This window comes from Lentilactobacillus hilgardii, assembly GCF_009832765.1.
In the GTDB taxonomy this organism is placed as follows: Bacteria; Bacillota; Bacilli; order Lactobacillales; family Lactobacillaceae; genus Lentilactobacillus; species Lentilactobacillus hilgardii.
Map to the genome: position 1 here is coordinate 1,814,999 of NZ_CP047121.1, position 24,575 is coordinate 1,839,573.

Here is a 24,575-nt window from a genome sequence, read left to right on the forward strand (position 1 = left end):
CCTCGATACTAATTAGATTGAAAAAACGTTGCTTGATAGATCACGATTATCCTTATTTGCGGATTGTTTAAACAGTACTAGTGTTTTCCCCAACTTCTGGACTACTATAATATCGCTGTTTCCTTCAATAAAGCCTTGAACATCATCAGTGGTAACAGCTGCATTTTGCAAAATATTGATTTTGATAAGCTCTCGAGTATCAAGTGCTTTTACAACCTCTTCAAGCCATATCTTTGAAAGGCCATTTTTACCAATTTCAAAAATAGGTCTCATCCGATTAGCTGATGCTCGTAAATAACGTTTTTGCTTCCCTGTTAATTCCATAAATACCCCTTTAGTCTTCTAAATCATTGCTGGTCGAATCAAAACTGAAACACCCTTTGGTGCCCATCCTGAAACAACAACATCACTTGGAACCGTTACCCAACCCAAGCCTTCAATCACTACATCACTTTTTTGCGAGGTTTTAAATTCGTGACGTTCCAATGGTGGAAAGTCATCTTTTCGATTTTCACTTGGAGGTGATAATAGGTCTCCCAAATGCTTTTCATAAAAGGCTTCGGCGTTTTCCAACTTTGTTCTGTGAATATATAAGTTGTTTTCAGCATATACCGTAAAACCATGTTTTCCATCACCTGAATCGTAATCAAAACGGGCAACGCCGCCAAAAAATAACGTCTGCTCAGGGTTTAATTGATAAATCTTGGGCTTAATTGTTTTCTGAGGCGTTACCAAATTCAGCTCTTTACCGACCAAATGATGTGCCATCTGTTCAGGTTGAATAATCCCAGGAGTATCAACAATTGAGTGCCCATCGTTTAATGGAATATCAATTCGATCCAATGTTGTTCCCGGAAAACGAGACGTCGTGATTAATTCCTTAATACCGGTAGACTGACGAATAACCGCGTTGATTAAAGTAGATTTGCCTACGTTAGTAACCCCAACAACGTAAACATCCTTGCCATCTCGATACTTTTCAATTTGATCAAGCAGATGATCAACATCAAAATTAGTCTTAGCTGAAATTAATTCAACGTCAATTGGTCGGATACCGGCCGCGTTAGCGCGTTGACGCAGCCAATCGCGCACCTTGCGTTCCTTAATAGAAGCCGGCAAAACATCCAATTTGTTACCCACAAGTAAAACTGGATTATCCCCAACAAATCGATGCAGTCCTGGAATCAAACTCCCGTTAACATCAAAAATATCAACAACATAAACGATCAAGGAATCTGTGCCGGAAATACTGGTTAACAACTTCAGAAAGTCATCATCAGACAAGCTGACCGGTGCGATTTCGTTGTAATGGCGTAATCTAAAACATCTTTGGCAATATACCTCACCATTTTGCAGTCCTTTTTCCAAAGCTGATTTTGGTGTATACCCCAATGCATCTTTATTCGTCGTTTGGACCTTTGCACCACAACCAATACAGTGAACAACCTCACCATCAACTAAAACTTCATTTTCTGACATGCTCTCCTCCTATTCCCAATGTAAATTAGGATACTTTTTAATCAGTTTATTCCAAATGATCTTTTCTAGACAACGATTAAGTGTCGTGTTCCAAGCGTCATTGTCAACCAACGGTTTAACAAGAATACTTCGAACATGACAACTGTTTGCAGCGACAACATCTGTTAAAAGTTGATCACCAATCATAACCGTATTTTTTTTATTCAAATTAAACGACTTTAATGCATGACGAATGCCAATTGTTAAAGGCTTCATCGCACGTGGAACGAATGGCAGCTCATAATCTTGAACAGCTTTTTGAATTCTTTTATGACTATTGTTTGAAACGACGATGACTTTAATCCCATACTTTTTGACTTCATGAAGCCAGGATCTTAACTCTTCCGACCCTTTTTTAGAATTCCAGGGAACTAAAGTATTGTCCAGATCGGTTAGAACACAGTTGATATTATTTTCCAACAAGAACTGAGGGGATACATTATAAATACTCTCAATCATCCAAGTTGGTCTAAATTTTGACAACATATGCTCCTCCTTAGTTTTAATAGTTTTTATTTAAAAAAACTTCCACCAAAATTATCGGTGAAAGTTAATTTTAGCATATCGAAATTACTTAAGAGCCTTTTTTGCTTCATCAGTTAGCGCTTTAAAAGCATCAGCATCATTGACAGCTAATTCAGCAAGCATCTTGCGGTTCATGTCAATGTTGGCAAGCTTAAGTCCATGCATCAATTTGCTGTAGCTAAGATCGTTTAAACGAGCAGCAGCGTTAATTCGGGCAATCCAGATTTTACGGAAGTTGCCCTTATTGGCACGACGGTCACGGAAAGCATAAACCTGTGACTTCATAACTTGGTCTTTAGCAGTCTTGAATAAACGTGACTTACCACCGCGATAACCTTTTGCTAATTTCAAAACACGTTTACGACGTGCGTGTGTAACTGTTCCACCTTTTACTCGTGGCATTTTGAATTCCTCCTATGATAAATATCAATATAATTAATCTAGTCGCATGATGTTACAAGAAAATTACTTTGCAAGCAGTTTCTTGTAAGTCTTAAGATTAGTGTGATCCATCATATGTGTACCACGAAGTTGGCGACGTTGCTTCTTTGTCTTACCGTGAAAACGGTGACTTGTATATGCATGGGCACTCTTGATTCCACCGTTTGCAGTTTTCTTAAAACGCTTTGCTGCGGCACGGTTTGTTTTTTGTTTAGGCATTGGTAAAAATCCTCCTCAAAATTTAAATAATTATTTATTATCGGGTTCCTTTGGCGAAAGCATTAAGAACATACTTCTTCCGTCCATTTTCGGCCGCTGGGTAACAGTTGCAACATCATCTGTTTCCTTAGCCATTCTTTCGAGAACGTTTCGACCAATTTCCTTATGTGTAATGGCACGTCCTTTAAAACGAATTGAAACTCGAACCTTTTCGCCCTTTGCCAAAAACTTCTTAGCATTCTTTAGTTTGGTGTTAAAATCATTAACATCGATTGTTGGGCTTAATCGTACTTCTTTGACACTGATGACTTTTTGTTTCTTACGAGATTCCCGTTCCTTCTTTTGAAGCTCAAAACGATATTTCCCATAATCAAGAATCTTAGCAACTGGTGGTTTTGCTTTCGGAGCAACAAGAACTAAGTCCAATTCAGCGTCTTCAGCTAATTTAAGTGCCTCGGACTTTGACTTAACACCTAATTGATCACCATTAGGACCGATCAAACGAACCTCGCGTGCGCGGATTCCTTCATTAACCATCATATCTTTAGCTATGGTGCTTCACCTCCAAATAATTTGAAAAAGCAGAAAAGTGGCGGGTACGCAATGCACCCGCCACCATTAAAGAACCTAGTTGAATAGGTTCTTACTCGATATCATGCCCAGCAAAATAATTTTACTAAGGCGAGAAGCGGGTTGCCTCTGCTTTCATGTCAACTTTAATAGAATATCATTGATTAAGAATCGTGTCAACAATCATTAACTATTTGTGATTAATCATTGCGCGAATACGATGCAATGTCCTTTTGAATTTCATCAACAAACGCATCTAACGATTCTGCTTGTGTCTCTTTTTCACCATAACGACGAACAGAAACGCTCTTGCCATTGACTTCTTCATCACCAACAACCAGTGTATATGGAATCTTGTGTGTTTGAGCATCCCGAATCAGATATCCCATCTTTTCAGCTCGGGTATCAACGGACGAACGGATCTTCAATCGACGCAACTGATCATTAATCTGTTTAGCATAATCCCCATGTTTATCCTGTGAAACCGGAATAATCTTAACTTGATGCGGTGCCAACCATGTCGGAAAAGCACCTTTATAAATTTCAGTCAGGTAAGCAACAAATCGTTCCATTGTTGAAACCAAGCCACGATGAATCATGACCGGACGATGTTGTTTACCATCTTCTCCAACATAATGAAGATCGAATCGTTCCGGCAACATAAAGTCTAGTTGAATTGTCGACAATGTTTCTTCATTGCCAAGCGCAGTTTTAGTTTGGACATCCAACTTGGGACCATAGAATGCAGCTTCACCTTCCGCTTCGACATAATCCAAGCCAAGCTCATCCATAGCACCCTTTAACATGCTTTGGGCACGATTCCACATTTCATCGTCATCGAAGTACTTTTCAGTATTTTCAGGATCACGATAACTCAAGCGGAACGTGTAATCATTTATATCAAAATCATGATAAACTTCAACCATTAATTTCAAAATGTTTTGGAACTCTTCTTGAATCTGGTCAAGAGCAACAAATGTGTGACCATCATTAAGTGTCATTTCACGAACCCGTTGTAGGCCACTTAAAGCACCAGACTTTTCATATCGATGCATCATCCCTAATTCAGCAATCCTCAACGGCAGCTCACGATATGACCGAATATGGTGATTGTAAATTTGAATATGACTGGGGCAGTTCATAGGACGAAGCTCAAGTTCCTCACCGTCGCCCATGTCCATTGGTGGAAACATATCTTCACGATAATGCTCCCAGTGACCTGATTGTTTATACAGGTCAAGATTTGCCAAGACAGGTGTGTAAACATGTTCATAGCCATTAGCAACTTCCTTATCGACAATATAACGTTCGATTGTTCGTCGGATAGTCGCACCATTTGGCATCCAATATGGCAGCCCTGCGCCGACTTTAGGATCAACAAAGAATAAGTCGAGTTGGTTACCGATTACTCGATGATCACGTTCATGAGCCTCCTGACGCTTCTTTAAATCTTCATCAAGTTCAGATTGTTTGTTGAAGGCAGTTGCGTAAATCCGCTGAAGCATTGGATTTGACGACTTGCCTTGCCAATAAGCACCGGCAACAGATAATAATTTAAAGATCTTTACTTTACCAGTCGATGGTAAAACAGCACCTTCAGCAACAGACTTGAAATCACCAATTTCGAAGAACTTAACCTGATTACCATCAGCAATTTCGTTAATAAGTTCAGTCTGATATGGGTCCCCAACAACTTGTTTCAGTGCATCGTCTTTACTTAAGAACGTGACCTTAATAGGTAAATCTTTGCTGATAATTTGTTGCATCGATTTTGTTAAACTGTCTAATTGATCAACACTGATTTGAGTCTCAGGTTTATCGGTATCAACAAAGAAGCCATCATCATCGGCTGCACTTTCACCAAAGCGAATATCCTTGAAATTTGAAGCAATTGCAGCTTTAAGTACCTGAGCTGCAGTTTCTCGAAGAACATTCAGGCCATCTTGACTGTCGCCTGTGACGATTTCGACTTTACCACCCTTATGTAAAGGCTCGTTATCATTTACAAACTGACCGTCAACTTTTCCGGCAACAGCCTTTTTCCCTAAACTAATTGAAATCGATTTTGCAATGTCTTCAGCGGTAACGCCGTCGTCAAATTCTTTTACACTACCGTCTGGAAATTCAAATGAAAGTTTTGACATATCCTCTAACTCCTTTTTTCTTTCTAGAACCACAAAAAATCCCTAGTACACAATTGTATACTAGGGACGTTATTAGCGCGGTTCCACCCTTTTGGATTTTGGAAAAGTATCCACTTCACCAAAAAGCTCTCAAGTGGTTGCTAACGGGACCATCCGGGATAGCATTATCCGCAATCCGATTATCAAAAAGTGGTAACAACCATTTTCTAAACAAACAGCCTTTCAGTCTAGAGCCGTTCTCCCTTTGATGAGAAATGATTATCATATCTTCCTGATTCATTGCTTTTAAGTATAGGATTCCTTCTTAAAGTTGTCAATCTAAATTAAACAATTTACATTGGCCGACGATTTTGACCCGGCATTTCTACCTCGCGAGATAGGAACCTAATTCGTTGCATGAGCCGTTGTGCCTTTAACGGTTCAGCGTCACCGTGATTGTTAAATGTCAGCCACTCTTCCTCCAATTGCTCCATAGACAAATTTGAACTGAAAAACATCGGTAGTTGCTGTTGCATTCGATATTCAAGGATAACGCCCAGAACCTCATCACGTACCCACGATGACAACGAACCGGCACCAACATCATCCAACATTAAAATCTGTGATTTTTTGACAGCATCAATTTTGTCTAGATAGCTGTTATCTGAAATTGACGCCTTCATTTCACTTTCAAAGCTGGGAAAATGAACCAACGTTGTCAATACGCCACTATCCGCCAAATCATTGGCAAGTGCACCTAATAAATAAGTTTTACCAACACCGAAGGGCCCGTAAATATAGTAACCAGGTTCAAACTGGTCTTTAGCCATATACTTTGAAGTGAAGTGAACGGCCTTTGCAAATGCCCGATATCGACTGTCGGTTTGATCAAAATTATCAAGCGATGCATTGCGAATATCTTTGGGCATTGAAATAGTCGTAACACGCCGTGCCAGTCGTTCGGCCTTTTGTTTATCAAGCGTCTCAGCCGATGGTGCGTAAGAAACTTCGATCAAATGATCACTGACAACAAGCTTTGGTACATATCCCGGTACAAATGATTTTTGTTTTTTCTTCAATGTATCACGAACCATTAAATATTCACGAAGTTTTGCAATAGATCGTTGAGCTGCATCCTCTGCCAACTTCGCCTTATTTTCTTTTAAAAACTGTTGAATTTCAGGATCCGTTTCAATTTGCCTAACAGCGACTTGAAAGCTTTTTCTTGCGCCTTTTCCGTTAATTGTTCGTTCCTTCAAAAACTGCTGAATATATTTGCTAACCGGTTCCATCAGTTCTCACCTCGTTTCTCTTTTCTCTTCCGCAACTCTGCCAACTCTTTATTAACACGCTTTCGTTCTGCTTCATCAGGGCCTGTTTTCTGTTGCTCAGCCGACTGCTTTGCCTTTTTTGATGCTTCCTTAGTCTGTTGTTTTTCTTTCTTTGCCCAGTCAGGAAGTGTTTCTGTAATCTGTCGGCGGCCGCCGGATGAATATCGTCGTTGCGATCGTTGTGTCTCTTTTTCCTGCTTTTCTTCAGTTCGTTTTTGAACCTGTAAAATGGCTTTTTCTGCATTCGTTACATGGTTTTGAGCCCAATTATCCGCAATTGTATTAACTAAATTTTGATTGAGAGTTGAATTTCCAATTCCGATGAGAACATAGTAAATAAGAACGTTAATAACCTCACGCGGAAGCAATCCCTTCGAAACCAGTTCTCGAATCATTCGTTGCTCACCAGCAGTTACCATACCGCCCTTTTGGTCTTTAATTTGCTTTAAAAAGCTAATTGGCGCATTTTCTTTACTAATCTGGATAACTTGTTGAGTGGGCTGATCAAATTGTTGTACCAGTTGTTGCCCATCCGCATCATCTTCAGGCTTCTTGTTTATTGAATCCGGCACTCTAACTTGTGGTTGTGTAAAGTCGCGTGCAATAATGAATTTCAAACTTTTCTGATTCAATTTATTCGTGTTTAGATTTGTCGCTTTCTTGATCAATTCACCCATTTTAATTTCATCTATACCATAAAGTGAATACTCAGACAAAATCAATGGCTGTGCCGCTTTAACACTGGCAGCATCAACGTACGAATTTTCTAAAATATCCAAAAGAAGATTAAAATCAAACTCCTCTTTTGAAGGTTCCAAATAACGATGATTCAGTTCAGCAGAATTCCCCGAGATGGTTTGCTTGGCAATATTAACCGGACCAGGAATATTTTTAACAGAATTTTCCGGAATCTGAAAAACATCAAGGAGCGAAGCCGAGACATTCTTAACCTGGCCAACATCCGGCATTGGAATAAACAGCCGAGCAACAATTCGGTTATAGGTATCCTCACCCACTCTTCCCAAAAGTAAAATCGACAAAATATCAGTTTTTAAAAACTCGGTTGCCGTGCATGGCTCTCTCATGGAATAAACATAACTATCAGGTGAAGTAAGTGAGACGGATGTGACTAATAAATTAACTGCTTCGAGCTTACGGCGATACCGTAATAATTTGTCAATACCAATATCCAAAATACTTTGGAGTTCAAAATGTTTATGAAGAATCAATCGATTATGATCGCTCACACTCAATGACCAAAGTAAATTATAAAGCTGCACTGCACCCCGCCCAATAATTGGTAAATACAAGTTGGTAAGAACACTCTGATCTACGCTTTTGTTTGCACTGGCATTCAAAACAAGATATTTCGAATCGGGAGTTAATTTATTTTCCGAATTTAACATTACTTCTCCTCAGGATGCTGTTTAGCAGCATTCTTTTTCTTATCCTTCTCCATAACTTCTTTGAGTTCTTTATAAAAAACAGACATATCCTTAAATTGACGATAAACACTGGCAAACCTGATATACGCAATCTCATCCAGATTCACCAGTTCCTCCATCACATACTCTCCGATTTGACGACTGGTAACTTCATTTTCACCTGAAGAACGAACTTTATTTTCAACCCGATCAACCAAATCAGTAATCGCATCCATTGAAATCGGCCGCTTTTCAGCCGACCTCACGACACCTTTAAGAATTTTTTCGCGGTTAAACTCTTCTCGATTGCCATTTTTTTTGATAACCAGAAGTGGTGTTGCTTCGACCCGTTCAAACGTCGTGAATCTAAAGCCACAGTGTTCACATTCTCTACGGCGCCGAATGACACGACCATCATCGGTTGGTCGACTATCGACAACCTTGGACCCGTTATATCCACAATGAGGACATTGCATGGCTTTCACCTCTAATATTTCTTTTCTTGTTGTAACCAATCTTCTACTTGCATATTTGTATTTTCTAAACTACCTGAATTATAAATAATTGTATCAGCCAAATCACATTTTGTCTGCAGTGACCACTGGCTTTTAATTCTGGCAGACGCCTGACTAATTGTTAAATCATCTCTGCGTCTTAAACGTTTCATTTGAGTCACTGGATCACAATATACAACAACAATTGAATCTGTCAAATAAGTATACCCGTTTTCAAATAAAGTTGGGGCGTCTAGGACCGTTAATTGCTTATCACGGTAACGATCAATTTCATGAATGATTTTTTCTCTGATGAAGGGATCCATCACTTGAACAAGTCGTTTTAATTTTTGGGGATGTTGAAAAACAATTTCCCCGAGTCTGGTTCGATCAAGGCGACCGCTTGAAGCTAATACTTCCTGACCGAATTCCGCTGTGATTGCCTTTAAACCGTTCTCACCAGGCTCTTGAACCTGATGTGCCACGATGTCTGCATCAATTATCGGAATGCCTTTCCTGCCAAGAAAAGTGCTCACTGCAGATTTTCCCGTTGCAATACCACCTGTTAATCCAATCACTTTATTCATGACGATCACCGTGAATCACCTGACAATTTGGGCAAAAATGTGTCCCCCTTTGGGCCAGTTTGATTTTTTCAATAGGTGTCCCACACCTAAGACAAGGTTCTCCCTGTCGACCATAGACGTTTAAATGATTTTGAAAATTGCCAGCTTCGCCATAAGCATTGGAGTAAGAATGAACAGTAGTCCCGTGACCATCAATTGCCTTTTTGATTTCATCAATAATACTTTTACGGAGTAATTTGAGTTCTGCCACTGATAGTGTATTGACAGGCTGCTTAGGGTTGATTTTGCTTAACCAAAGCACCTCATCGGCATAAATGTTTCCCAAGCCGGCAATATTACTCTGATCCAAAAGAAACGGCTTGACCAGCTTTTTACTTTTACCAAATATTTTTCTCATGTAATCTAAGGTTAAGTCCCTTTCAGTCGGCTCAGGACCTATTGTTTTTAATCCAGCCACAGTCAGTTCATGCCCGGTGTCAACCAAATTCATTCTACCGAATTTTCGCGTATCATTATATCGAAGCTGACGCCCATCGGTTAAATGAAAAACAATATGAGTGTGCTTGCTTAGAGGTGTTCCTTCAGGCTCAACATCGTACTTTCCTTCCATTCGAAGGTGGGATACAATTGTTAATCCATTGTTAATCCGAATAAATAAATATTTACCCCGGCGATCAATTTTTTCAATGATCTGATTTTTGAGTGCGTTTGTGAAATCCTCAGGTGGTAAATTGATCATTTTAGGATATAACACATCTACCGTCCGAATTTGACTTCCTGCAACCAGTTCGGTCAGGCCCCTTCGAACAGTTTCAACTTCTGGTAATTCAGGCATAATCTATCTCCTTGATTCTACTTAATTAAACATTTAAAAATTGTTGCCTAAATAAAGCAATAATCTGTCAACCAAACAATAATAATATCTTGCATCATTTAGCCTCATACCAAGTCTTTCCCCAATGACTCTCTACTTTTAATGGAATGTTAAGCTTGATTGCAGAATCCATCACTTTTGGAATTAACTTTTCGACAGTTTCCATTTCATCATTAGGAACCTCAAAAATTAATTCATCATGAACTTGAAGCAGCATGCGCGTTTTTAAAGGCTTCAGTGCCTCATCCATATTAATCATCGCAATTTTAATGATATCTGCTGCACTCCCTTGAATGGGTGTGTTCATTGCTGTTCGTTCCGCAAAGGACCTTAAATTGAAATTCCTTGAATGAATATCAGGTAAATAACGACGTCGATGAGCAATGGTTTCAACATAACCATGATTTTTAGCGAATTCAACAATATCTTCTGTATATTTTTTGACACCCGGATATTCCTCAAAATACCTTTGAATAAATTGATGAGCCTGTTTTCGACTAATACCAGTGTTATTAGCCAATCCGTAATCACTAATGCCATAAACAATTCCGAAATTAACTGCCTTTGCCTGCCGCCTTAACTCAGGTGTCACATCATCATTTGAAGCCAACCCAAAAATTCTTCGGGCCGTTGTTGCATGAATATCTTCTCCCTCACGAAAGGCTTCCTGCATATTCTTATCTCCGGTAATGGATGCCAAAACACGCAATTCAATCTGTGAATAATCAGATGACCAAATCTGCCAATCTTCATGGGAAGGAACAAATGCCTGACGAATCAAACGTCCCTCTTCGGAGCGAACCGGGATATTCTGCAAATTCGGATCCACGGAAGACAAACGGCCGGTCTGCGTCAATGTTTGTAAATATCTTGTATGAACTTTTGAATCATTCTTATGGATCACTTTTAACAAACCATCAATGTAAGTCGATTGTAATTTCGAAATTTGACGATAATTTAAAACATTTTGCACGATAGGCGCATCGGGTGCTAACTTTTCCAACACATCAACTGAAGTTGAATAACCGGTCTTGGTTTTCTTTAGAATCGGCAACCGCATCTTTTCAAAAAGAATATGCCCGAGTTGTTTAGGAGAACCGATATTAAATTCTTCACCAGCCTCTTGAAAAATGGTTTGTTCAATTTCAGCCAGGCGTTCTTTAAATTTGCTTCCCATTTGTTCCAGCGTCTCGGGATTTACTTTGATTCCCGCAATCTCCATTTTAGCCAACACAAAAGCAATCTTAATTTCAATATCCCGATACAAAGTTGTTTGATTATGTTCATCAAGTGCTTTAAACATATCATTATGCAATTGATCAATTGCTTTTGCCTTGTGAACAATATGATCAAAGAATTCGGGTGCTTCAGGATCGATTTTCTTCTTCGCACCTTTTCCGTAAACTTCTTCATCAGTTTTAATGTTTGCAAACCCATGAAGCTTTGCGACTGTGCCAACATCATTACTATTATTAGTTGTATTGAGCAAATATGAAACCAGCAACATATCAAAATCAACATTTTGTAGCGTGATTGAAGACCGATAAAGCCCAACGTAAGTCCGTTTGGCATCAAACACATTTTTTTGAACAGTTGAACTTTCGAGAATCGCTTTAACCTGTTTAGTGTTCAATAAAGAAATATCATTTGACGCAAACCACTGAGCCTCATGCCCAAGCACAAAGCCCATCAAATTGGCCGTATGATAATTTTCATCATCCATTTCCAAGTAAAAGGATACTTCATCCTTAAATTGGTTTAACTGATCAAGATTATCTGAAGTTAATTTCGTATATTGAATGTTTTCAATTTCATTTTTATCCGTTGCGTCAACACCAAGATTTGACAGAAAAGATTTGAAACCCATTCGTTCATAAAAATCGGTCAGCCTATCTAGGTTGTCGCCCTCATATTTTAAGTCATCCAAGGACACTTTAATCGGTGCGTCTCGTTTAATCGTTGCTAAAACTTTACCACGTTCTGCTTTATCCTTATCGTTTAGCAAATGTTCCTTAAGCATTTTCCCAGAAACATGATCAATATTTGAATAAATATTTTCGATTGAGCCAAACTGCTGAACCAATTTCATTGCAGTTTTATCACCAACTTTTGTGACGCCAGGGTAATTATCAGAATTATCTCCCTTTAGTCCTTTAATATCGATGATTTGTGAAGGTTTAACACCCAACTTTTCTTCTACATGTTGAGGTGTATATTTTTCAAGATCCGTTGTCCCTTTTTTTGAAATTTGAACAGTTGTTTTGTCAGAAGTTAATTGTGTCAGGTCTCGATCACCTGTCAAAATGACAACTTGATAATCTCCCTTGTCCTCTGCCTCTTTTGCCAAGGTACCGATAATATCATCGGCTTCGTAATCAGGTAGTTCATAAGATGAAATTCCTCGAGCTTTGACTAATTCTCGGATAAAAGGAAACTGTTCCGATAGTTCGGTTGGCGTTTTTGCCCTGTTTCCCTTATAGTCAGAAAACATTTTAGTTCGAAAAGTTGTTTTGCCAGCGTCAAAGGCCACCAAAATATCCGTTGGTTTCTCTTCTTGGAGAACTTTGTCTAACATCCGATTAAATCCATAAATAGCAGATGTATGTAATCCGGATGAATTGGTAAAGCGCTCCAATGAATTATAAAGTGCATAAAACGCTTTAAACGCAATACTGTTACCATCGATTAATAATAATTTTTTAGTCATTAAATTCTCCTCACAAGATAGTCTTATAAGTTAATTTTACCACTCGTAACAGGCAATAATAAGACCTTGACAAACGAAAATCCAAGCATGAAAAAACCGGGGAAAATTCCCCGGTCCATCGCTTTTAAATCATATATTAGCGTTCGTCACCCATACCAAAAATCTGCAATAATTGTAAGAATAGGTTAACAAAATCCAAGTATAGTTGAAGGGCACCAAACACGGCCAACCCACTAACAGAAACTTGACCAGTACTACCCGCCTGATTGTACATTTGCTTCATCTTTTGCGTATCATATGCCGTCAGCGCTGTAAAAATAACAACGGCAATAATTGAAAAGACAAACGTAATTAGAGTGCTTCTCAAGAAGATATTAATAATCATCGCAATAACAAGTGCAATTAAAGCGGCAATTGCCTGCCGACCAATTTTATCCAGGTTCTTTCTAGTCACTAATCCGAAAACTGTCATTGTGATAAAGATTGCCGACGCTGACACAAAGGCCGCCGCAATTGAAGCACCCGTATAACGATAAGCAAGGGTTGAAAAGACGAACCCGCTTAAAACAGCGTACCCCATTAACGCAGCGAAAGCCAACGATGGTCGCTTTAAGGCCTGAAAAGACACAACAAACGGTAAAATAAACCAGGCGATTATTGCGATCCACATACCTCCGCCGGTCAATACAGCCGGTGAAATCGCCGTAACAGTCAGAAAAGCCGTTGCAGCTGATACCAATACAGCTAAACTCATCCAACCATACATTTTAGTTAAAAAAGCATTTAAGCCAGCAGCATTGTTAACAACTCGCCGCTCATTTCGTTCATTTGAAAAATTGTCCATTAATTTCGCTCCTTCTTTCGAATCCCTGCCTTAATTTTACAACAAATAAATCAAAACAGTTGCGGAATTTACTCCATCTCTTAATAAGTAATCTTAACAAACAAAAGCCATTAATCAAGCAAAATATCTCGATCAATGGCTTTTCCTAAGAAATCTTAATTATTATTCTTACTAAGATGACTTAGAAGGTCTTCATAAGTCTTTTCGTATTTTTGAATATCACCGGCACCCATAAAAATAATCACATCGTTATCATAATCCAATAAAGGTGACATATTATCAGCAGACAAGATTCTGCCGCCCTTTGTGATTTTCTTTGAAAGATCCTCGCTTGAAACTTTACCAGAGCTTTCACGCGGCGAACTGTAAATCTGGGTCAAGAAAACTTCATCTGCCAAGTTCAAACTCTTCGCAAAATCATCCATTAACGCGATGGTACGACTAAACGTATGTGGCTGAAAAACCACCGCAATTTTTTTGCTTGGGTATTCTTGTCTGGCAGCATCAATCGTTGCTTTAATTTCAGTTGGATGATGAGCATAATCATCAATAATTGTCATCCCGGAAATTTTACGTTCTGAAAAGCGCCTCTTAACGCCATCAAACGTTTTCAGCTCTCTTCGAATTTCTTCAAGATCTACATCCTCAGAGTATGCAACGGCAATTACCGCTAACGAATTAAAGATGTTATGTTCACCAAATAATGGAACTGTGAATTCCCCCAAGTCCTTACCTTTAAATCTCACATGGAAACTTGATCCCTTGGTCGTTCGCTTAACATCAAAGGCTTGAAAATCATCGGTATCATTAAGTCCATAATAATAAATCGGAACCTTAGCTTTTAATTGGCGAAGACGCTTATCGTCGCCCCAAGCAAAAATTCCCTTCTTCGTTTGGTTGGCAAACGTCTGAAAAGCATCTTGGACATCGTCAATGTTCTTATAATAGTCAGGGTGATCAAAATCAATGTTAGTCATGATGGCATAATCAGGTTCGGTTGCCAAGAAATGACGTCGATATTCATCCGCTTCATAAACGAAGAAACGAGCATTTGGCACACCCCTACCAGAGCCGTCACCAATTAAGTAATCGGTTGGTGCAATTCCGGACAAAACATGTGAAAGCAATCCGGTTGTACTTGTTTTACCATGAGCACCAGATACACCAATACTTGTTTTACCCTTAATTATCTTTCCAAGAAATTCGTGATAACGGTATACCGTCAAGCCCATCTCTCGAGCTTTCTTAATTTCTGGATGATCATCAGTGAAGGAGTTCCCCGCAATGACAGTTAAACCCTCGTGAATATTATTGGCATCAAAAGGTAATATTTTAATACCTGCCTGTTCCAATCCACGTTGCGTGAATGTGTATTGTTCAATATCAGAGCCCTGAACTTTTTCACCTCGATCATGAAGGATTAAAGCCATCGCACTCATTCCTGTTCCTTTAATACCTACAAAGTGATACACCGTATCTGAATTCATATTGCATCCTACCTATCCCATCTAATTTAGATTTACTCTTTCTCGTCTTTTGATTCATCGCTTGTTTCATCATCCGGATGATAGTAAACTGTCCGAGGTTTTGAACCACGTTGTTCAGAAATCAAATTCCGATCCTGCAAACTGTCAATTATGTTTGCAGCTCTATTATACCCGATTGAAAATACTCGTTGAAGCTTTGAAGTAGAAATTGTGTCTTCTTGAGCAATAAATTTCATTATCTGTGGCATTAAATCATCTTGTGACTCGTTATTATCAACAGCAGCCTTTAATGAATCCGGTGTAAATAAATAATGAGGGTGACCCTGTTGACGAACAAAATCAACCACATTTTCCAATTCTTGGTTATTGACAAACGCGCCTTGAAGACGAATTGGTTGACTAGCTCCATTTCCAAGATACAACATATCCCCACGTCCTAATAATCGCTCTGCGCCAGCGGTATCCAGAATTGTCCTGGAGTCCACTTGACTTGAAACCATAAAAGCAATTCGTGATGGAATGTTATTTTTAATCGTTCCAGTCACAATATCAACACTCGGTCGTTGAGTCGCAACAATCAAGTGAATCCCAGCGGCACGCGCCTTTTGTGTAATTCGGACTATGTAGTCTTCAACCTCACTGGAAGCAGCCATCATCAAATCAGCTAATTCATCAATGATGACTAGTATATATGGCATCTTCAAGCCATATTCCTCGGCATCAGTTGCTTTTTTATTGAATTGCTCAATATTTCGAACACCGGCAGCAGATAACTTTTCGTATCGTTGGTCCATTTCCTTTGTAACCCAATGCAATGCGGCAGCAGCTGATTTGGGATCCGAAATAACTGGTGATAAAAGATGCGGAATGCCATCGTAAGGGGCCAGCTCAACAGCTTTAGGGTCAATCAGCAATAGTTTCAACTCTGCTGGTGTTGCTTTATACAGTAAAGAAACCAATAAACTATTAATAAAGACACTTTTCCCTGAACCCGTGGCACCGGCAATCAAACCATGCGGCATTTTCCGAACATCCGCAATTCTTGATGTCCCGGAAAGGTCAACTCCCATTGCGGTAGTCAGTGGTGAACGACTATTAGTGAAGTTACTAGTAGAAATAATCTCAGAAAGGACAACTGGTCTTGGGTTGGGGTTTGGAATTTCAATACCCACCGTTGATTTGCCAGGGATTGGTGCTTCAATACGAATATCTTTAGCCGCTAGTGCAAGTTTAAGGTCATCGGTTAAATTGGTAATTCGACTTACCTTAACGCCTAAAGCCAACTTAACCTGAAATTGGGTAACGGTCGGTCCATCCGTCCAATCAACAACTTGAGCATTCACCTTAAATGCATGGAAGGTTTTGTCTAAAGTCTCTATCTGGTTTTCTATCCAGTCATCCATTGCATTTTCATCAGTTGGTTGGGGCTTTTTTAATAAGCCCAAAGAGGGAAAATGATACCCATCAGCTGATGTAGATGATTGAGATTGGATTGTAGCTGTCTCCGTTGGCAAACCGGAAGTTTCAACAGCTGATTCTTTAACGACTGGCTGTCGCTTTTGATCATCTTTCACAGAGATTTTTTTAGTGTCGGACAAGCCATCTTTTGTCTGCTCATGAAATAAAGACAAATCAGGCTTTGCAGCACGTTCACTATCAACAATTGAAACCAGCGATTGTCCCAATCCGTGCTTAATTGGATGTGAAACTTCCGGTCCCGAATTTGTGGCTTTCGAACTATCAATCACATGATGATTCAACTCATTCTCAAGATCATCTTTTTCATGATTACCAACGTTCTCTTTTAAATCGCCTTCATCGGTTTGGTTAACTCGGTCAGTGTCAGTATTATGATTCGCATCAGAATCAGATAGAGGCGCTTCGAGCTGTTCCGTGTGTGGTGTGATGTTGTGATGCTCTAAAATATGGTCATCAGCTTTTTTTAATGTTCCTTTTTCACTCTGAGTCACTGAATTCAAAGGATCTTCAAGAACAATTAAATCATCATCAGGTGTCCTCAACTGATCCATTAATTTTGAATAATATGTTGATCGTCGATTCTTCTGACTAACAAAATAATTTGTCTCAATTTGTTTTTTTTGCTTTCTTCTTTTTGCATTCACATCACGCTGATTCGGCACAAAATTACGAATTTCTTTCAAAAAAGCAGGTGTTTTATCATCACTAACTCTGTTATCTGTAAAATGCGTATCCTCTTTTTTTAAATCACGAGTCGGCTTGCGAGAATAATCAGGTGCTGATTGGTATTTATTTTTCCCCTTTTTAGGCGTTCGCGACTTGATTAAATCTCGACGACGAAAAAAGGCGGGTCCGTCATAATACTTCATACTTTCTCACCTTTTGTTTTCTATAATTAACTGAATAAATGTTGTGCTTTCTTGAAATCGAACGGTTCTCCAACCGCTTGATAATCATCCGGTAAAATTAATGCTCCTGGAACTTGTGGTGCATGAGGAATGTGAAGCTCTCGTCCTGAACAAATCATACCATCGCTTTCAACACCCCGAAGTTCTCCAGGCCAAATGATTAATCCGTTGGGCATCATTGCACCAATTTTTGCAACAACAACTTTAATGCCGACCTGCATATTTGGCGATCCACTAACAATTTGCACTTCCTGACCGTTATCAACTTCCGTCGTTGTTATCTTTAAATGATCAGATCGTGGATGATCCGTCATTGTTTTGACATACCCCACGACAAAACGTGCTTCTTCATCCGCTTTAAGGTCACCCGGAAAACCATGTGCCGTCAAAAATTGATTTAACCTTTGAACTTGTCCTTCTGTTAAATCAATCTGACCGTTTTGATCAATAACTTCAGGAAGAATTTGACTTGCCTTTAGGAAGTTGTACCCCAATGTTTGATCGGTTTTCGAATCATAGATACGGGCAACGTTGTCGTGAACAACCGTTTCCTGATTATCCACGTCCTGATTTATAATTACCACCATCGTGTCACCCGTGTTCTTAGGGTTATAACTCGCAATTAACATTATTTTATCCTTCCCTATCCATCTTTATTTATTTAATGAATCAATAAATTTTTCAACCTCTTGTTTGGTCTTGCGATCAGGATTTGAAAAACGACCGATCTCCTGGCCATTATCATAGGCAACAAAGCTTGGAATCCCCATAACATCCATTTCACCAGCTAAATCAATATTTTCATCTCGATCAACTTTTAAAAATGTATAGTCTTGATACTTTTGCTCGATTTCAGGCATTGCAGGTTTAATGAACCGGCAATCAGGGCACCATCCCGCTGTGAAGAACAACATATATTTACCTTCAGGAATTTGAGATTCCAAGGTAGCTAAATCGGTTTTGGGTAACTCTTTCATGACTTTATCATCCTTTCAAACTCTTGCTTTCATTTAGTAAGCAATCAAATTATATCGCATAAACCCAAATTGTTATGTGCTTTTGCTCAATGCCTTGTTCCTAAAAGCGTATACTTAAGTTTAAACAATTATCGCTAAAGAGGTGAACATCTATGGAAACTAAATCATTTTATCAAAGTGTCATGTTCGCAAGTATTGTTACAAGCGTTTACGTAATATTTAATCTGAATAAAGATTACCAGAAATCACGAATTCGCGAAAGCCTTTTAAATAAAATGATTAAACAACATCGTGATTTGACTATTGCTGGAAAATATCTTGGACATTGGAGCGTTTCTTTTGAAAAAACAAAGTCAACGTCCCCAGTTTTCCACTTTGGTTATAATTATCAGACCAATGACGGTAACGTTGAAGTTCACGCGTTCTGGGTCAATTACTTAACTAATAAAACGTTAAAAGAAGAAGTCTATGAATTAAAATGAGCAACTAATTTATAAATTGGCCCATTCGGACTAAACTTTTCCTCATACTCGGTTTCAATGTTAGTTTCATTTTCTGGTGATTGATGAAGATCAAGAAATACATCATCAAAAATCATCGGGAAATTGTTCATTGTCACTAGTGTGTACTCAAAGAGGCCCCGGTTATCGGTTTTAAATTCGATGTCTCCGTTTGAAGCAAGTACTTTTTGATACGTTTTAAGAAAACCAGGCGATGTCAATCGCCTTTTTGCATGTCTTTTTTTGGGCCATGGATCTGAAAAATTCAGAAATATTTTTTGAATTTCACCCACCAAAAATAATTCGTCCAAGTCAGCACCATCGGTCAAAACAAATTGTAGATTTGGCAGTGGATCTTCCATGAATTTTCGAAGTGCAGTTGCAATCACCGATTTCTGAAGTTCAATGCCAATGTAATTAACTTCCGGATGAGCCCTTGCATTTTCTATAATAAATTGTCCCTTGCCGGTACCAATTTCAACGTTTAATGGTTGCTTACTTTCAAACCGTTCCTGCCACTTGCCAAGCCAATTTTTGGGCTCTGTTACAATATAATCCGCATGATCTTTAATGTAACCATCTGCCCAAGGTTTATTTCTTACACGCAAACTTTTCACCTCTTCATTTAATTTATCAAATTTATCGTTATCTACTAAATTCACTTTTTTTGATTCTTCTTGGTACATACATAAAAATAAACAGGCCAACTTCTATGGCTTCACCAATGAGTACGCCAATAACCGTAACGGGCGCTGTTAAGTTCACGGCAATGACCGTAATCGCAAAAATGACCGCAACAGTCCCCATCATCATTAACAGCACTCTTTGGAAATTCTTTAATTGAAACTCAGTTGTAACTGGATAAATGTGAACAAACGCATTGTCATCAAAATGAAAGTAGAACGGAATCATTTGGAAGCCAATTAAATAGAGAAACAGTAAACACAAAACAATTGGTAAGACTTCTCCTTTAATAAAAACCAGGAGTAACGTACCAATAACTGTTAATCTGACATATAAACCGCTCATCTCATTATCACGAATAATGCCATGTGCATAAAGGTACAAATAGGTGTTGTCCGGCAAAAGCTTAATTTTGTGTAGCAACCAGTCCAAATACCTCCGCCGTTTTACAGAACCCTTTAGGGATGGCACATCAGTAAATAAATTAAAAAATTGGTAAATCGAATGCATGCGACTATTTTCATCGGCAATCAGTGTTTGCCAATCTACAGAGCGTTTTTTCCAAGCATTTTGGGTAAACAGTCCGCCAATCATGACGATCGCAGCTAAGACGACCCCTATAAAGTAATTAACATAGATAGAGATTGCCAGCACAACAACTGGAATGATCAATCGAAAGAGCCATCGGTTTCCCATCCATTTATGCTGCAAATGATATTTCCTGGCAAAATCGGCATTCATCCAAGCTACTTTTAAGAATATGATGGTGCCTAATAAGGAAAATAGTTGAGGCGCAGAAGCAGAAACTGTGACTTGTATAAAGGGCATCAAAACTATCCAGAATAATAGTTGCATCAAAGCTGCAAGTATTGTGCTATACCAAAAAGCACGTTTGAGATAGCCGATCAACTCGGCCTCTTGTGGCAATAAAAAAACATAATCCGGATCCTCAATCAGTGTTGCCATCCTACCAGTCTGGACACTGATCAGAAGCACAATGATAATAAGAAGTGGTGCCCACCAAAGACCGGTTGTCAGTTGTTTAAGCGCATTAGAATAATAGTACCCTAATCCACCAATCATGAAAACAAGTGCTAAAACAAAGTAATCATTAAAAACAAGTCTCAAATACTTCGTTAACTCAGTTAAATGAGCGCCCAAGCGTTTTTTAAACAATGTTTTCATGAAGCCTCGCCTTCCCTTGCTAGCGTCAGGTAGATATCATTGAGTGAATTGCCGGCTTCTGGAAAGAGCGCTTGTAATTGGGCTAAAGTACCCTCTGTTCTGACCTTGCCATCATGTAATAAGACAAAGCGATCACAGTAACGTTGCGCGGTGTCTAAAACATGCGTTGACATTAAAATGCTTGCCCCTTGCTTCTTTCGTTCGGAAATCAAGTTCAACAAATCGTTAACGGCTAACGGATCAAGTCCAAGAAACGGTTCGTCAATAATAAATAATTTGGCATTTGTCAAAAATGCACAAACAATCATGACCTTTTGCCGCATTCCTTTTGAAAAATTATCAGGAAACCAGTTTAATTTATTTTCCAATCGGAATGTTTTTAATAGTTTATCCGCTCGTTTCCATGCCTCATTCTGATCCAAGTTATAAGCAAGCATGGTCATTTCTAAATGTTCTTTTAGTGTCAACTCTTTATAAACAATCGGTTGTTCGGGAATATATGCAATCTGCTGTTTATATTTTTTTACATCGTCATTAATTGCTACACCATTAATTTTAACTGATCCCTTAAACGGTGTTAACAAACCGATAATATGATTAATTGTTGTGGATTTGCCGGCACCATTAAGTCCGATCAACCCGACTAATTCCCCATCCTTAACATCAAAGGTAACATCCTTTAAAACGGGAACTTGGGAATATCCACCAACAAGATTGGAAACTTGTAAGGTCATTATTTCACTCCACAATTCTAATAGTTTAGTCTTTCAATCAACAAAAACAGATACAGAACAAATTATAACATAGAAAATTAGTCTTTGAATTAGTTCGGGTCGACATTGATGTTATAATGATTGTTAGTATTGACAGAAAGAAGGTAAAACTTTTGAAAGATTGTATTTTTTGTAAAATTGTCAGAAATGAAATTCCAAGTTACACTATTTACGAGGATGATGTTGTAAAGGCTTTCCTCGATATTTCTCAAGGAACCCCCGGTCATACCTTGGTTATTCCAAAAAAACATATCGCAAATATTTTTGAGTACGACCCGGAACTCGCTGCAGCAGTTTTCTCAAGAATTCCAAAGATCGCCAGAGCTGTTAAAGACTCCAATCCGGATATAAAAGGTATGAACATTCTTAACAATAATGGACAGGTTGCCTATCAGTCGGTATTTCATTCCCACTTCCATTTGGTACCACGGTATACCAACCATGACGACTTCTCAATGACCTTTAAAGATAACTCCAATAAATATACGCCAGATGATTTGAAGAAAATTCAAGATTCAATCGTAGCACATATAGGAGATTAATCATGAAAACCGGATTGAAAATGGCTGGTGCAGCTGCGTTTTTATTTGGTGTTTACTTATATACCAATAAAGAAACGCCTGAAGCTTTCGCAAAACGAGTAAGGAAAAGTTTTCGAGTAAAAAGACAGGCCTATTCTGATTGGCAAGCCGCCTACGAAGATTTTAAGCAGGCCCTTAATAAGTTTAAAGATCAAATTCCTGAACTTGAAAAAGTTTTAATTGCATTGCAAAGAGATATCGACGAAGCGCAGTTTCAAATTCAGCCGAGAATTGATGAGATTAACAAATACAGCTCAAAAATAAACAAACCATAATCACAATTTTATGAATTTTTGTTTAAGTTCAACGGTGGCTTAGGTATGTTGCCAAGAATATGTTATTATTGTACGGAACGTTTGCTTTACAAACGAATACTATATGTAGAAATGGATGTGTTTTTGTATGAAAAAATGGCTAATCGTTTTAGCCGGAGTACTCATGAGTTTTACGCTTGCAGCTTGTGGTAGCAAGTCAGTTGCAACTACTAACGGCGGTAAGATTACTGAAAGTGCTTATTACAGCAGCTTGAAGGGTACATCAAGTGGTAAGCAGGTATTGCAACAAATGATTCTTAACAAAGTATTGGAAAAACAATACGGCAAAAAGGTTAAGGATTCTGCTGTCAACAAAGACTTCAACAAGTATAAGAAGCAATACGGCTCATCATTTAACGCTGTTCTTCAGCAAAATGGTATGACTGCTTCACAGTTGAAAGATTCGATTCGTTCAAATCTTTTATTACAACAAGCAGTGCGGGATAACACCAAATTTACCGATGCTCAGTTGAAAGCACAGTTCAAGTCTTATCAACCAAAAGTAACTGTTAATCAAATCTTGGTTTCAAAGAAATCAACTGCTGAAACGGTTATCAAACAACTTAAAGCTGGTAAGAGCTTCTCAAGCTTAGCTAAGAAGTATTCAACTGATACTGCTACCAAGAATAAGGGCGGTCGAATTTCGGCATTTGATAACACAAACACTTCTCTTGATTCAAACTTCAAGAAGGCTGCTTTCAAGTTGAAGAATGGCGACTACACCAAGACACCTGTTAAGACTCAATATGGCTATCAAGTTATTCAAATGGTTAACCACCCTGCAAAGGGAACTTACAAAGACCATGAAAGCGAATTGAAGACTCAACTCGTCGACAAGCGCTTAGCAGACAGCGATACGTTACATTCAGTTGTTTCTAAGGTCCTTAAAAAAGGTAAGGTTACAATTCAAGATAAAGATCTTCAAAACGTCTTATCTGATTACCTTTCAAGCTCTTCAAAGAAGAAGTAATCTCTAATTAATTGTATGATTAAAACGGCTGGGAGTTTAAAACTCTCAACCGTTTTTTAGTGCCTAAAATAAACTACTTGGATCTTTTCCGCTATCTTGTAAATGATTTGGTGTATGCGGCTTATAAAAGCGCCGGTTATCCAATCCAAAAATTCTATCGGAATAATCACCGGGAACAATATTTGTCAGCGCACCTTGAATCATCATAATTGAGGCATCCAGTTCGTCAAGGTCATGAAGTATCTCCGCTTCTAATAATTTTGGACGTTCAGGTGACCCATACTCTAGTAATCCATGGTGGGACAGAACCATATGTCGCAATAAAAGTAAATCTTCATTTTGCCCATCAATGCCCAATTTGTCCGCCGCTTCAACAATTTCAGCATCAATAATACTTAAATGTCCTAATAGATTCCCTGCCAAAGTATATTCCGTTCCAACCGGTCCTGATAATTCAACCGTTTTGCCTAGATCGTGTAAAACAGCCCCAGCATAAAGCAGCGGTGCATCAATATCCGGATACTGTTTAACAACAGAATGAGCAAGTCGCAGAATTGAAATTGTGTGAAACGCCAGTCCTCCTGCAAAATCGTGATGATTACTTTTTGCTGCCGGATAACTGAAAAATGATTTTGCATGTCTATTAAGTAGTGCTCGAACAATTCGATTATATGTTGCGTTAGTAATTTCAAAAATCGTTTGGTTAATGTAGTCTTTCATTTCTTGACTTGTCATAGGAGCACGTTTAACAAACATCAGTGGATCATGTGGCTCATTGGCTTTAGTCAAGCGCATCTCATATATTTTAATCTGAGGCGTATCTTTGTAGTTTTCTCGTTTTCCCTTTAGGTAAACTACTCTTCCTGGAACAAATTGTTGCGCATCCTGTTCACTTGCGTCCCAATACATACCGGCGATTTGACCGGATTGATCTTGAAATGTAATAGAAAGAAACGACTTCCCGTTTTTTGCGACCCGTTTGTCAGCATTCTTAATCAAAACATATGTCTCAAAATCTTCTTCTAAAGAAAAATCCATTAAGTGTTTTGCCATTTTAAAC

General features: G+C 38.6%; 26 protein-coding genes and 1 other annotated feature. Of the genes, 4 read left to right on the plus strand and 22 right to left on the minus strand.

Annotation, left to right across the window (positions count from 1 at the left end):
* Window positions 1-12 precede the first annotated feature (12 nt).
* The 18 genes from GQR93_RS08520 to GQR93_RS08605 form a co-directional block, all read right to left on the minus strand.
* Complete coding sequence (locus GQR93_RS08520) at window positions 13-324, minus strand: YhbY family RNA-binding protein (RefSeq protein ID WP_003554350.1); 312 nt, start codon at window positions 322-324, stop codon at window positions 13-15.
* 18 nt (window positions 325-342) lie between these two features.
* Window positions 343-1,479 (minus strand): ribosome biogenesis GTPase YqeH, encoded by a 1,137-nt coding sequence (yqeH, locus tag GQR93_RS08525; protein ID WP_003554352.1) that lies wholly within the window; start codon window positions 1,477-1,479, stop codon window positions 343-345.
* 9 nt (window positions 1,480-1,488) lie between these two features.
* On the minus strand, window positions 1,489-2,004 hold the full coding sequence (locus tag GQR93_RS08530; protein WP_003554354.1) for a YqeG family HAD IIIA-type phosphatase: 516 nt from the start codon (window positions 2,002-2,004) through the stop codon (window positions 1,489-1,491).
* 84 nt (window positions 2,005-2,088) lie between these two features.
* Window positions 2,089-2,445: a 50S ribosomal protein L20 gene (gene rplT / locus GQR93_RS08535; RefSeq protein ID WP_003554356.1), complete on the minus strand. Its 357-nt coding sequence runs from the start codon at window positions 2,443-2,445 to the stop codon at window positions 2,089-2,091.
* 63 nt (window positions 2,446-2,508) lie between these two features.
* On the minus strand, window positions 2,509-2,703 hold the full coding sequence (rpmI, locus tag GQR93_RS08540) for a 50S ribosomal protein L35 (RefSeq protein WP_003554358.1): 195 nt from the start codon (window positions 2,701-2,703) through the stop codon (window positions 2,509-2,511).
* 30 nt (window positions 2,704-2,733) lie between these two features.
* A complete protein-coding gene (gene infC / locus GQR93_RS08545) occupies window positions 2,734-3,243 on the minus strand; it encodes a translation initiation factor IF-3 (RefSeq protein ID WP_003554360.1) in 510 nt (169 codons plus the stop codon).
* A 38-nt stretch (window positions 3,244-3,281) separates the two neighbouring features.
* Window positions 3,282-3,414: a sequence feature (ribosomal protein L20 leader region), on the minus strand.
* A gap of 59 nt (window positions 3,415-3,473) precedes the next feature.
* Window positions 3,474-5,417 (minus strand): threonine--tRNA ligase, encoded by a 1,944-nt coding sequence (gene thrS / locus GQR93_RS08550; protein ID WP_035444782.1) that lies wholly within the window; start codon window positions 5,415-5,417, stop codon window positions 3,474-3,476.
* 332 nt (window positions 5,418-5,749) lie between these two features.
* A complete protein-coding gene (gene dnaI / locus GQR93_RS08555; RefSeq protein WP_003554368.1) occupies window positions 5,750-6,688 on the minus strand; it encodes a primosomal protein DnaI in 939 nt (312 codons plus the stop codon).
* Window positions 6,688-8,133: a DnaD domain protein gene (locus tag GQR93_RS08560; RefSeq protein WP_003554370.1), complete on the minus strand. Its 1,446-nt coding sequence runs from the start codon at window positions 8,131-8,133 to the stop codon at window positions 6,688-6,690. Before GQR93_RS08560 ends, dnaI begins: the two co-directional genes overlap by 1 nt.
* Window positions 8,133-8,627, minus strand: a complete 495-nt coding sequence (nrdR, locus tag GQR93_RS08565) for a transcriptional regulator NrdR (RefSeq protein WP_035444783.1) — start codon at window positions 8,625-8,627, stop codon at window positions 8,133-8,135. The genes GQR93_RS08560 and nrdR overlap by 1 nt, the downstream gene beginning before the upstream one ends.
* An 11-nt stretch (window positions 8,628-8,638) precedes the next feature.
* Window positions 8,639-9,232: a dephospho-CoA kinase gene (coaE, locus tag GQR93_RS08570; protein WP_003554375.1), complete on the minus strand. Its 594-nt coding sequence runs from the start codon at window positions 9,230-9,232 to the stop codon at window positions 8,639-8,641.
* Window positions 9,225-10,067, minus strand: coding sequence for a DNA-formamidopyrimidine glycosylase (mutM, locus tag GQR93_RS08575; protein ID WP_003554376.1), 843 nt, complete (start codon window positions 10,065-10,067; stop codon window positions 9,225-9,227). Before mutM ends, coaE begins: the two co-directional genes overlap by 8 nt.
* A gap of 94 nt (window positions 10,068-10,161) precedes the next feature.
* Entirely contained in the window at window positions 10,162-12,813 is a 2,652-nt protein-coding gene (gene polA, locus GQR93_RS08580; protein WP_003554379.1) for a DNA polymerase I, read from the minus strand.
* Window positions 12,814-12,949: 136 nt separating this feature from the next.
* Complete coding sequence (locus GQR93_RS08585) at window positions 12,950-13,657, minus strand: Bax inhibitor-1/YccA family protein (protein ID WP_003554381.1); 708 nt, start codon at window positions 13,655-13,657, stop codon at window positions 12,950-12,952.
* A gap of 155 nt (window positions 13,658-13,812) precedes the next feature.
* A complete protein-coding gene (gene murC / locus GQR93_RS08590) occupies window positions 13,813-15,144 on the minus strand; it encodes a UDP-N-acetylmuramate--L-alanine ligase (RefSeq protein ID WP_003554383.1) in 1,332 nt (443 codons plus the stop codon).
* A gap of 32 nt (window positions 15,145-15,176) precedes the next feature.
* Window positions 15,177-17,492, minus strand: coding sequence for a DNA translocase FtsK (locus GQR93_RS08595; RefSeq protein WP_003554384.1), 2,316 nt, complete (start codon window positions 17,490-17,492; stop codon window positions 15,177-15,179).
* Window positions 17,493-17,518: 26 nt separating this feature from the next.
* A complete protein-coding gene (ytpR, locus tag GQR93_RS08600; RefSeq protein ID WP_003554385.1) occupies window positions 17,519-18,160 on the minus strand; it encodes a YtpR family tRNA-binding protein in 642 nt (213 codons plus the stop codon).
* A 24-nt stretch (window positions 18,161-18,184) separates the two neighbouring features.
* Window positions 18,185-18,508 carry a thioredoxin family protein gene (locus GQR93_RS08605; RefSeq protein ID WP_003554386.1) on the minus strand — a complete coding sequence of 108 codons (324 nt, stop codon included), beginning with the start codon at window positions 18,506-18,508 and terminating at the stop codon, window positions 18,185-18,187.
* 152 nt (window positions 18,509-18,660) lie between these two features.
* Here GQR93_RS08605 and GQR93_RS08610 point away from each other — a divergent pair, with 152 nt between their 5' ends.
* Complete coding sequence (locus GQR93_RS08610) at window positions 18,661-18,990, plus strand: hypothetical protein (RefSeq protein ID WP_003554387.1); 330 nt, start codon at window positions 18,661-18,663, stop codon at window positions 18,988-18,990.
* On the opposite strand, the gene trmB is transcribed toward GQR93_RS08610, so the two are convergent.
* The 3 genes from trmB to GQR93_RS08625 are packed head-to-tail and all read right to left on the minus strand — an operon-like array spanning window position 18,975 to window position 21,611.
* Window positions 18,975-19,616 (minus strand): tRNA (guanosine(46)-N7)-methyltransferase TrmB, encoded by a 642-nt coding sequence (gene trmB, locus GQR93_RS08615; RefSeq protein WP_035444845.1) that lies wholly within the window; start codon window positions 19,614-19,616, stop codon window positions 18,975-18,977. The two genes, GQR93_RS08610 and trmB, sit on opposite strands and share 16 nt — an antisense overlap.
* Window positions 19,617-19,653: 37 nt before the next feature.
* Window positions 19,654-20,877: an ABC transporter permease gene (locus GQR93_RS08620; protein WP_003554389.1), complete on the minus strand. Its 1,224-nt coding sequence runs from the start codon at window positions 20,875-20,877 to the stop codon at window positions 19,654-19,656.
* Complete coding sequence (locus GQR93_RS08625) at window positions 20,874-21,611, minus strand: ABC transporter ATP-binding protein (protein WP_003554390.1); 738 nt, start codon at window positions 21,609-21,611, stop codon at window positions 20,874-20,876. Before GQR93_RS08625 ends, GQR93_RS08620 begins: the two co-directional genes overlap by 4 nt.
* 116 nt (window positions 21,612-21,727) lie before the next feature.
* On the opposite strand from GQR93_RS08625, the gene GQR93_RS08630 reads away from it, so the two are divergent.
* From GQR93_RS08630 to GQR93_RS08640, 3 genes are all read left to right on the plus strand, one after another.
* Window positions 21,728-22,192 (plus strand): HIT family protein, encoded by a 465-nt coding sequence (locus GQR93_RS08630; protein WP_003554391.1) that lies wholly within the window; start codon window positions 21,728-21,730, stop codon window positions 22,190-22,192.
* A 2-nt stretch (window positions 22,193-22,194) separates the two neighbouring features.
* On the plus strand, window positions 22,195-22,506 hold the full coding sequence (locus GQR93_RS08635; RefSeq protein WP_003554392.1) for a hypothetical protein: 312 nt from the start codon (window positions 22,195-22,197) through the stop codon (window positions 22,504-22,506).
* 127 nt (window positions 22,507-22,633) lie between these two features.
* Entirely contained in the window at window positions 22,634-23,515 is an 882-nt protein-coding gene (locus GQR93_RS08640; RefSeq protein WP_003554393.1) for a peptidylprolyl isomerase PrsA, read from the plus strand.
* Between the two features lie 63 nt (window positions 23,516-23,578).
* On the opposite strand, the gene GQR93_RS08645 is transcribed toward GQR93_RS08640, so the two are convergent.
* Window positions 23,579-24,568: a 3'-5' exoribonuclease YhaM family protein gene (locus GQR93_RS08645; protein WP_003554394.1), complete on the minus strand. Its 990-nt coding sequence runs from the start codon at window positions 24,566-24,568 to the stop codon at window positions 23,579-23,581.
* Window positions 24,569-24,575: the final 7 nt, after the last annotated feature.

Coding starts and splice junctions, on each gene's coding strand:
- GQR93_RS08520 (WP_003554350.1), bottom strand. CDS start 324: ATGGAATTAACAGGGAAGCAAAAACGTTATTTACGAGCATCAGCTAAT.
- yqeH (WP_003554352.1), bottom strand. CDS start 1,479: ATGTCAGAAAATGAAGTTTTAGTTGATGGTGAGGTTGTTCACTGTATT.
- GQR93_RS08530 (WP_003554354.1), bottom strand. CDS start 2,004: ATGTTGTCAAAATTTAGACCAACTTGGATGATTGAGAGTATTTATAAT.
- rplT (WP_003554356.1), bottom strand. CDS start 2,445: ATGCCACGAGTAAAAGGTGGAACAGTTACACACGCACGTCGTAAACGT.
- rpmI (WP_003554358.1), bottom strand. CDS start 2,703: ATGCCTAAACAAAAAACAAACCGTGCCGCAGCAAAGCGTTTTAAGAAA.
- infC (WP_003554360.1), bottom strand. CDS start 3,243: ATGATGGTTAATGAAGGAATCCGCGCACGCGAGGTTCGTTTGATCGGT.
- thrS (WP_035444782.1), bottom strand. CDS start 5,417: ATGTCAAAACTTTCATTTGAATTTCCAGACGGTAGTGTAAAAGAATTT.
- dnaI (WP_003554368.1), bottom strand. CDS start 6,688: ATGGAACCGGTTAGCAAATATATTCAGCAGTTTTTGAAGGAACGAACA.
- GQR93_RS08560 (WP_003554370.1), bottom strand. CDS start 8,133: ATGTTAAATTCGGAAAATAAATTAACTCCCGATTCGAAATATCTTGTT.
- nrdR (WP_035444783.1), bottom strand. CDS start 8,627: ATGCAATGTCCTCATTGTGGATATAACGGGTCCAAGGTTGTCGATAGT.
- coaE (WP_003554375.1), bottom strand. CDS start 9,232: ATGAATAAAGTGATTGGATTAACAGGTGGTATTGCAACGGGAAAATCT.
- mutM (WP_003554376.1), bottom strand. CDS start 10,067: ATGCCTGAATTACCAGAAGTTGAAACTGTTCGAAGGGGCCTGACCGAA.
- polA (WP_003554379.1), bottom strand. CDS start 12,813: ATGACTAAAAAATTATTATTAATCGATGGTAACAGTATTGCGTTTAAA.
- GQR93_RS08585 (WP_003554381.1), bottom strand. CDS start 13,657: ATGGACAATTTTTCAAATGAACGAAATGAGCGGCGAGTTGTTAACAAT.
- murC (WP_003554383.1), bottom strand. CDS start 15,144: ATGAATTCAGATACGGTGTATCACTTTGTAGGTATTAAAGGAACAGGA.
- GQR93_RS08595 (WP_003554384.1), bottom strand. CDS start 17,492: ATGAAGTATTATGACGGACCCGCCTTTTTTCGTCGTCGAGATTTAATC.
- ytpR (WP_003554385.1), bottom strand. CDS start 18,160: ATGTTAATTGCGAGTTATAACCCTAAGAACACGGGTGACACGATGGTG.
- GQR93_RS08605 (WP_003554386.1), bottom strand. CDS start 18,508: ATGAAAGAGTTACCCAAAACCGATTTAGCTACCTTGGAATCTCAAATT.
- GQR93_RS08610 (WP_003554387.1), top strand. CDS start 18,661: ATGGAAACTAAATCATTTTATCAAAGTGTCATGTTCGCAAGTATTGTT.
- GQR93_RS08620 (WP_003554389.1), bottom strand. CDS start 20,877: ATGAAAACATTGTTTAAAAAACGCTTGGGCGCTCATTTAACTGAGTTA.
- GQR93_RS08625 (WP_003554390.1), bottom strand. CDS start 21,611: ATGACCTTACAAGTTTCCAATCTTGTTGGTGGATATTCCCAAGTTCCC.
- GQR93_RS08630 (WP_003554391.1), top strand. CDS start 21,728: ATGATTGTTAGTATTGACAGAAAGAAGGTAAAACTTTTGAAAGATTGT.
- GQR93_RS08635 (WP_003554392.1), top strand. CDS start 22,195: ATGAAAACCGGATTGAAAATGGCTGGTGCAGCTGCGTTTTTATTTGGT.
- GQR93_RS08640 (WP_003554393.1), top strand. CDS start 22,634: ATGAAAAAATGGCTAATCGTTTTAGCCGGAGTACTCATGAGTTTTACG.
- GQR93_RS08645 (WP_003554394.1), bottom strand. CDS start 24,568: ATGGCAAAACACTTAATGGATTTTTCTTTAGAAGAAGATTTTGAGACA.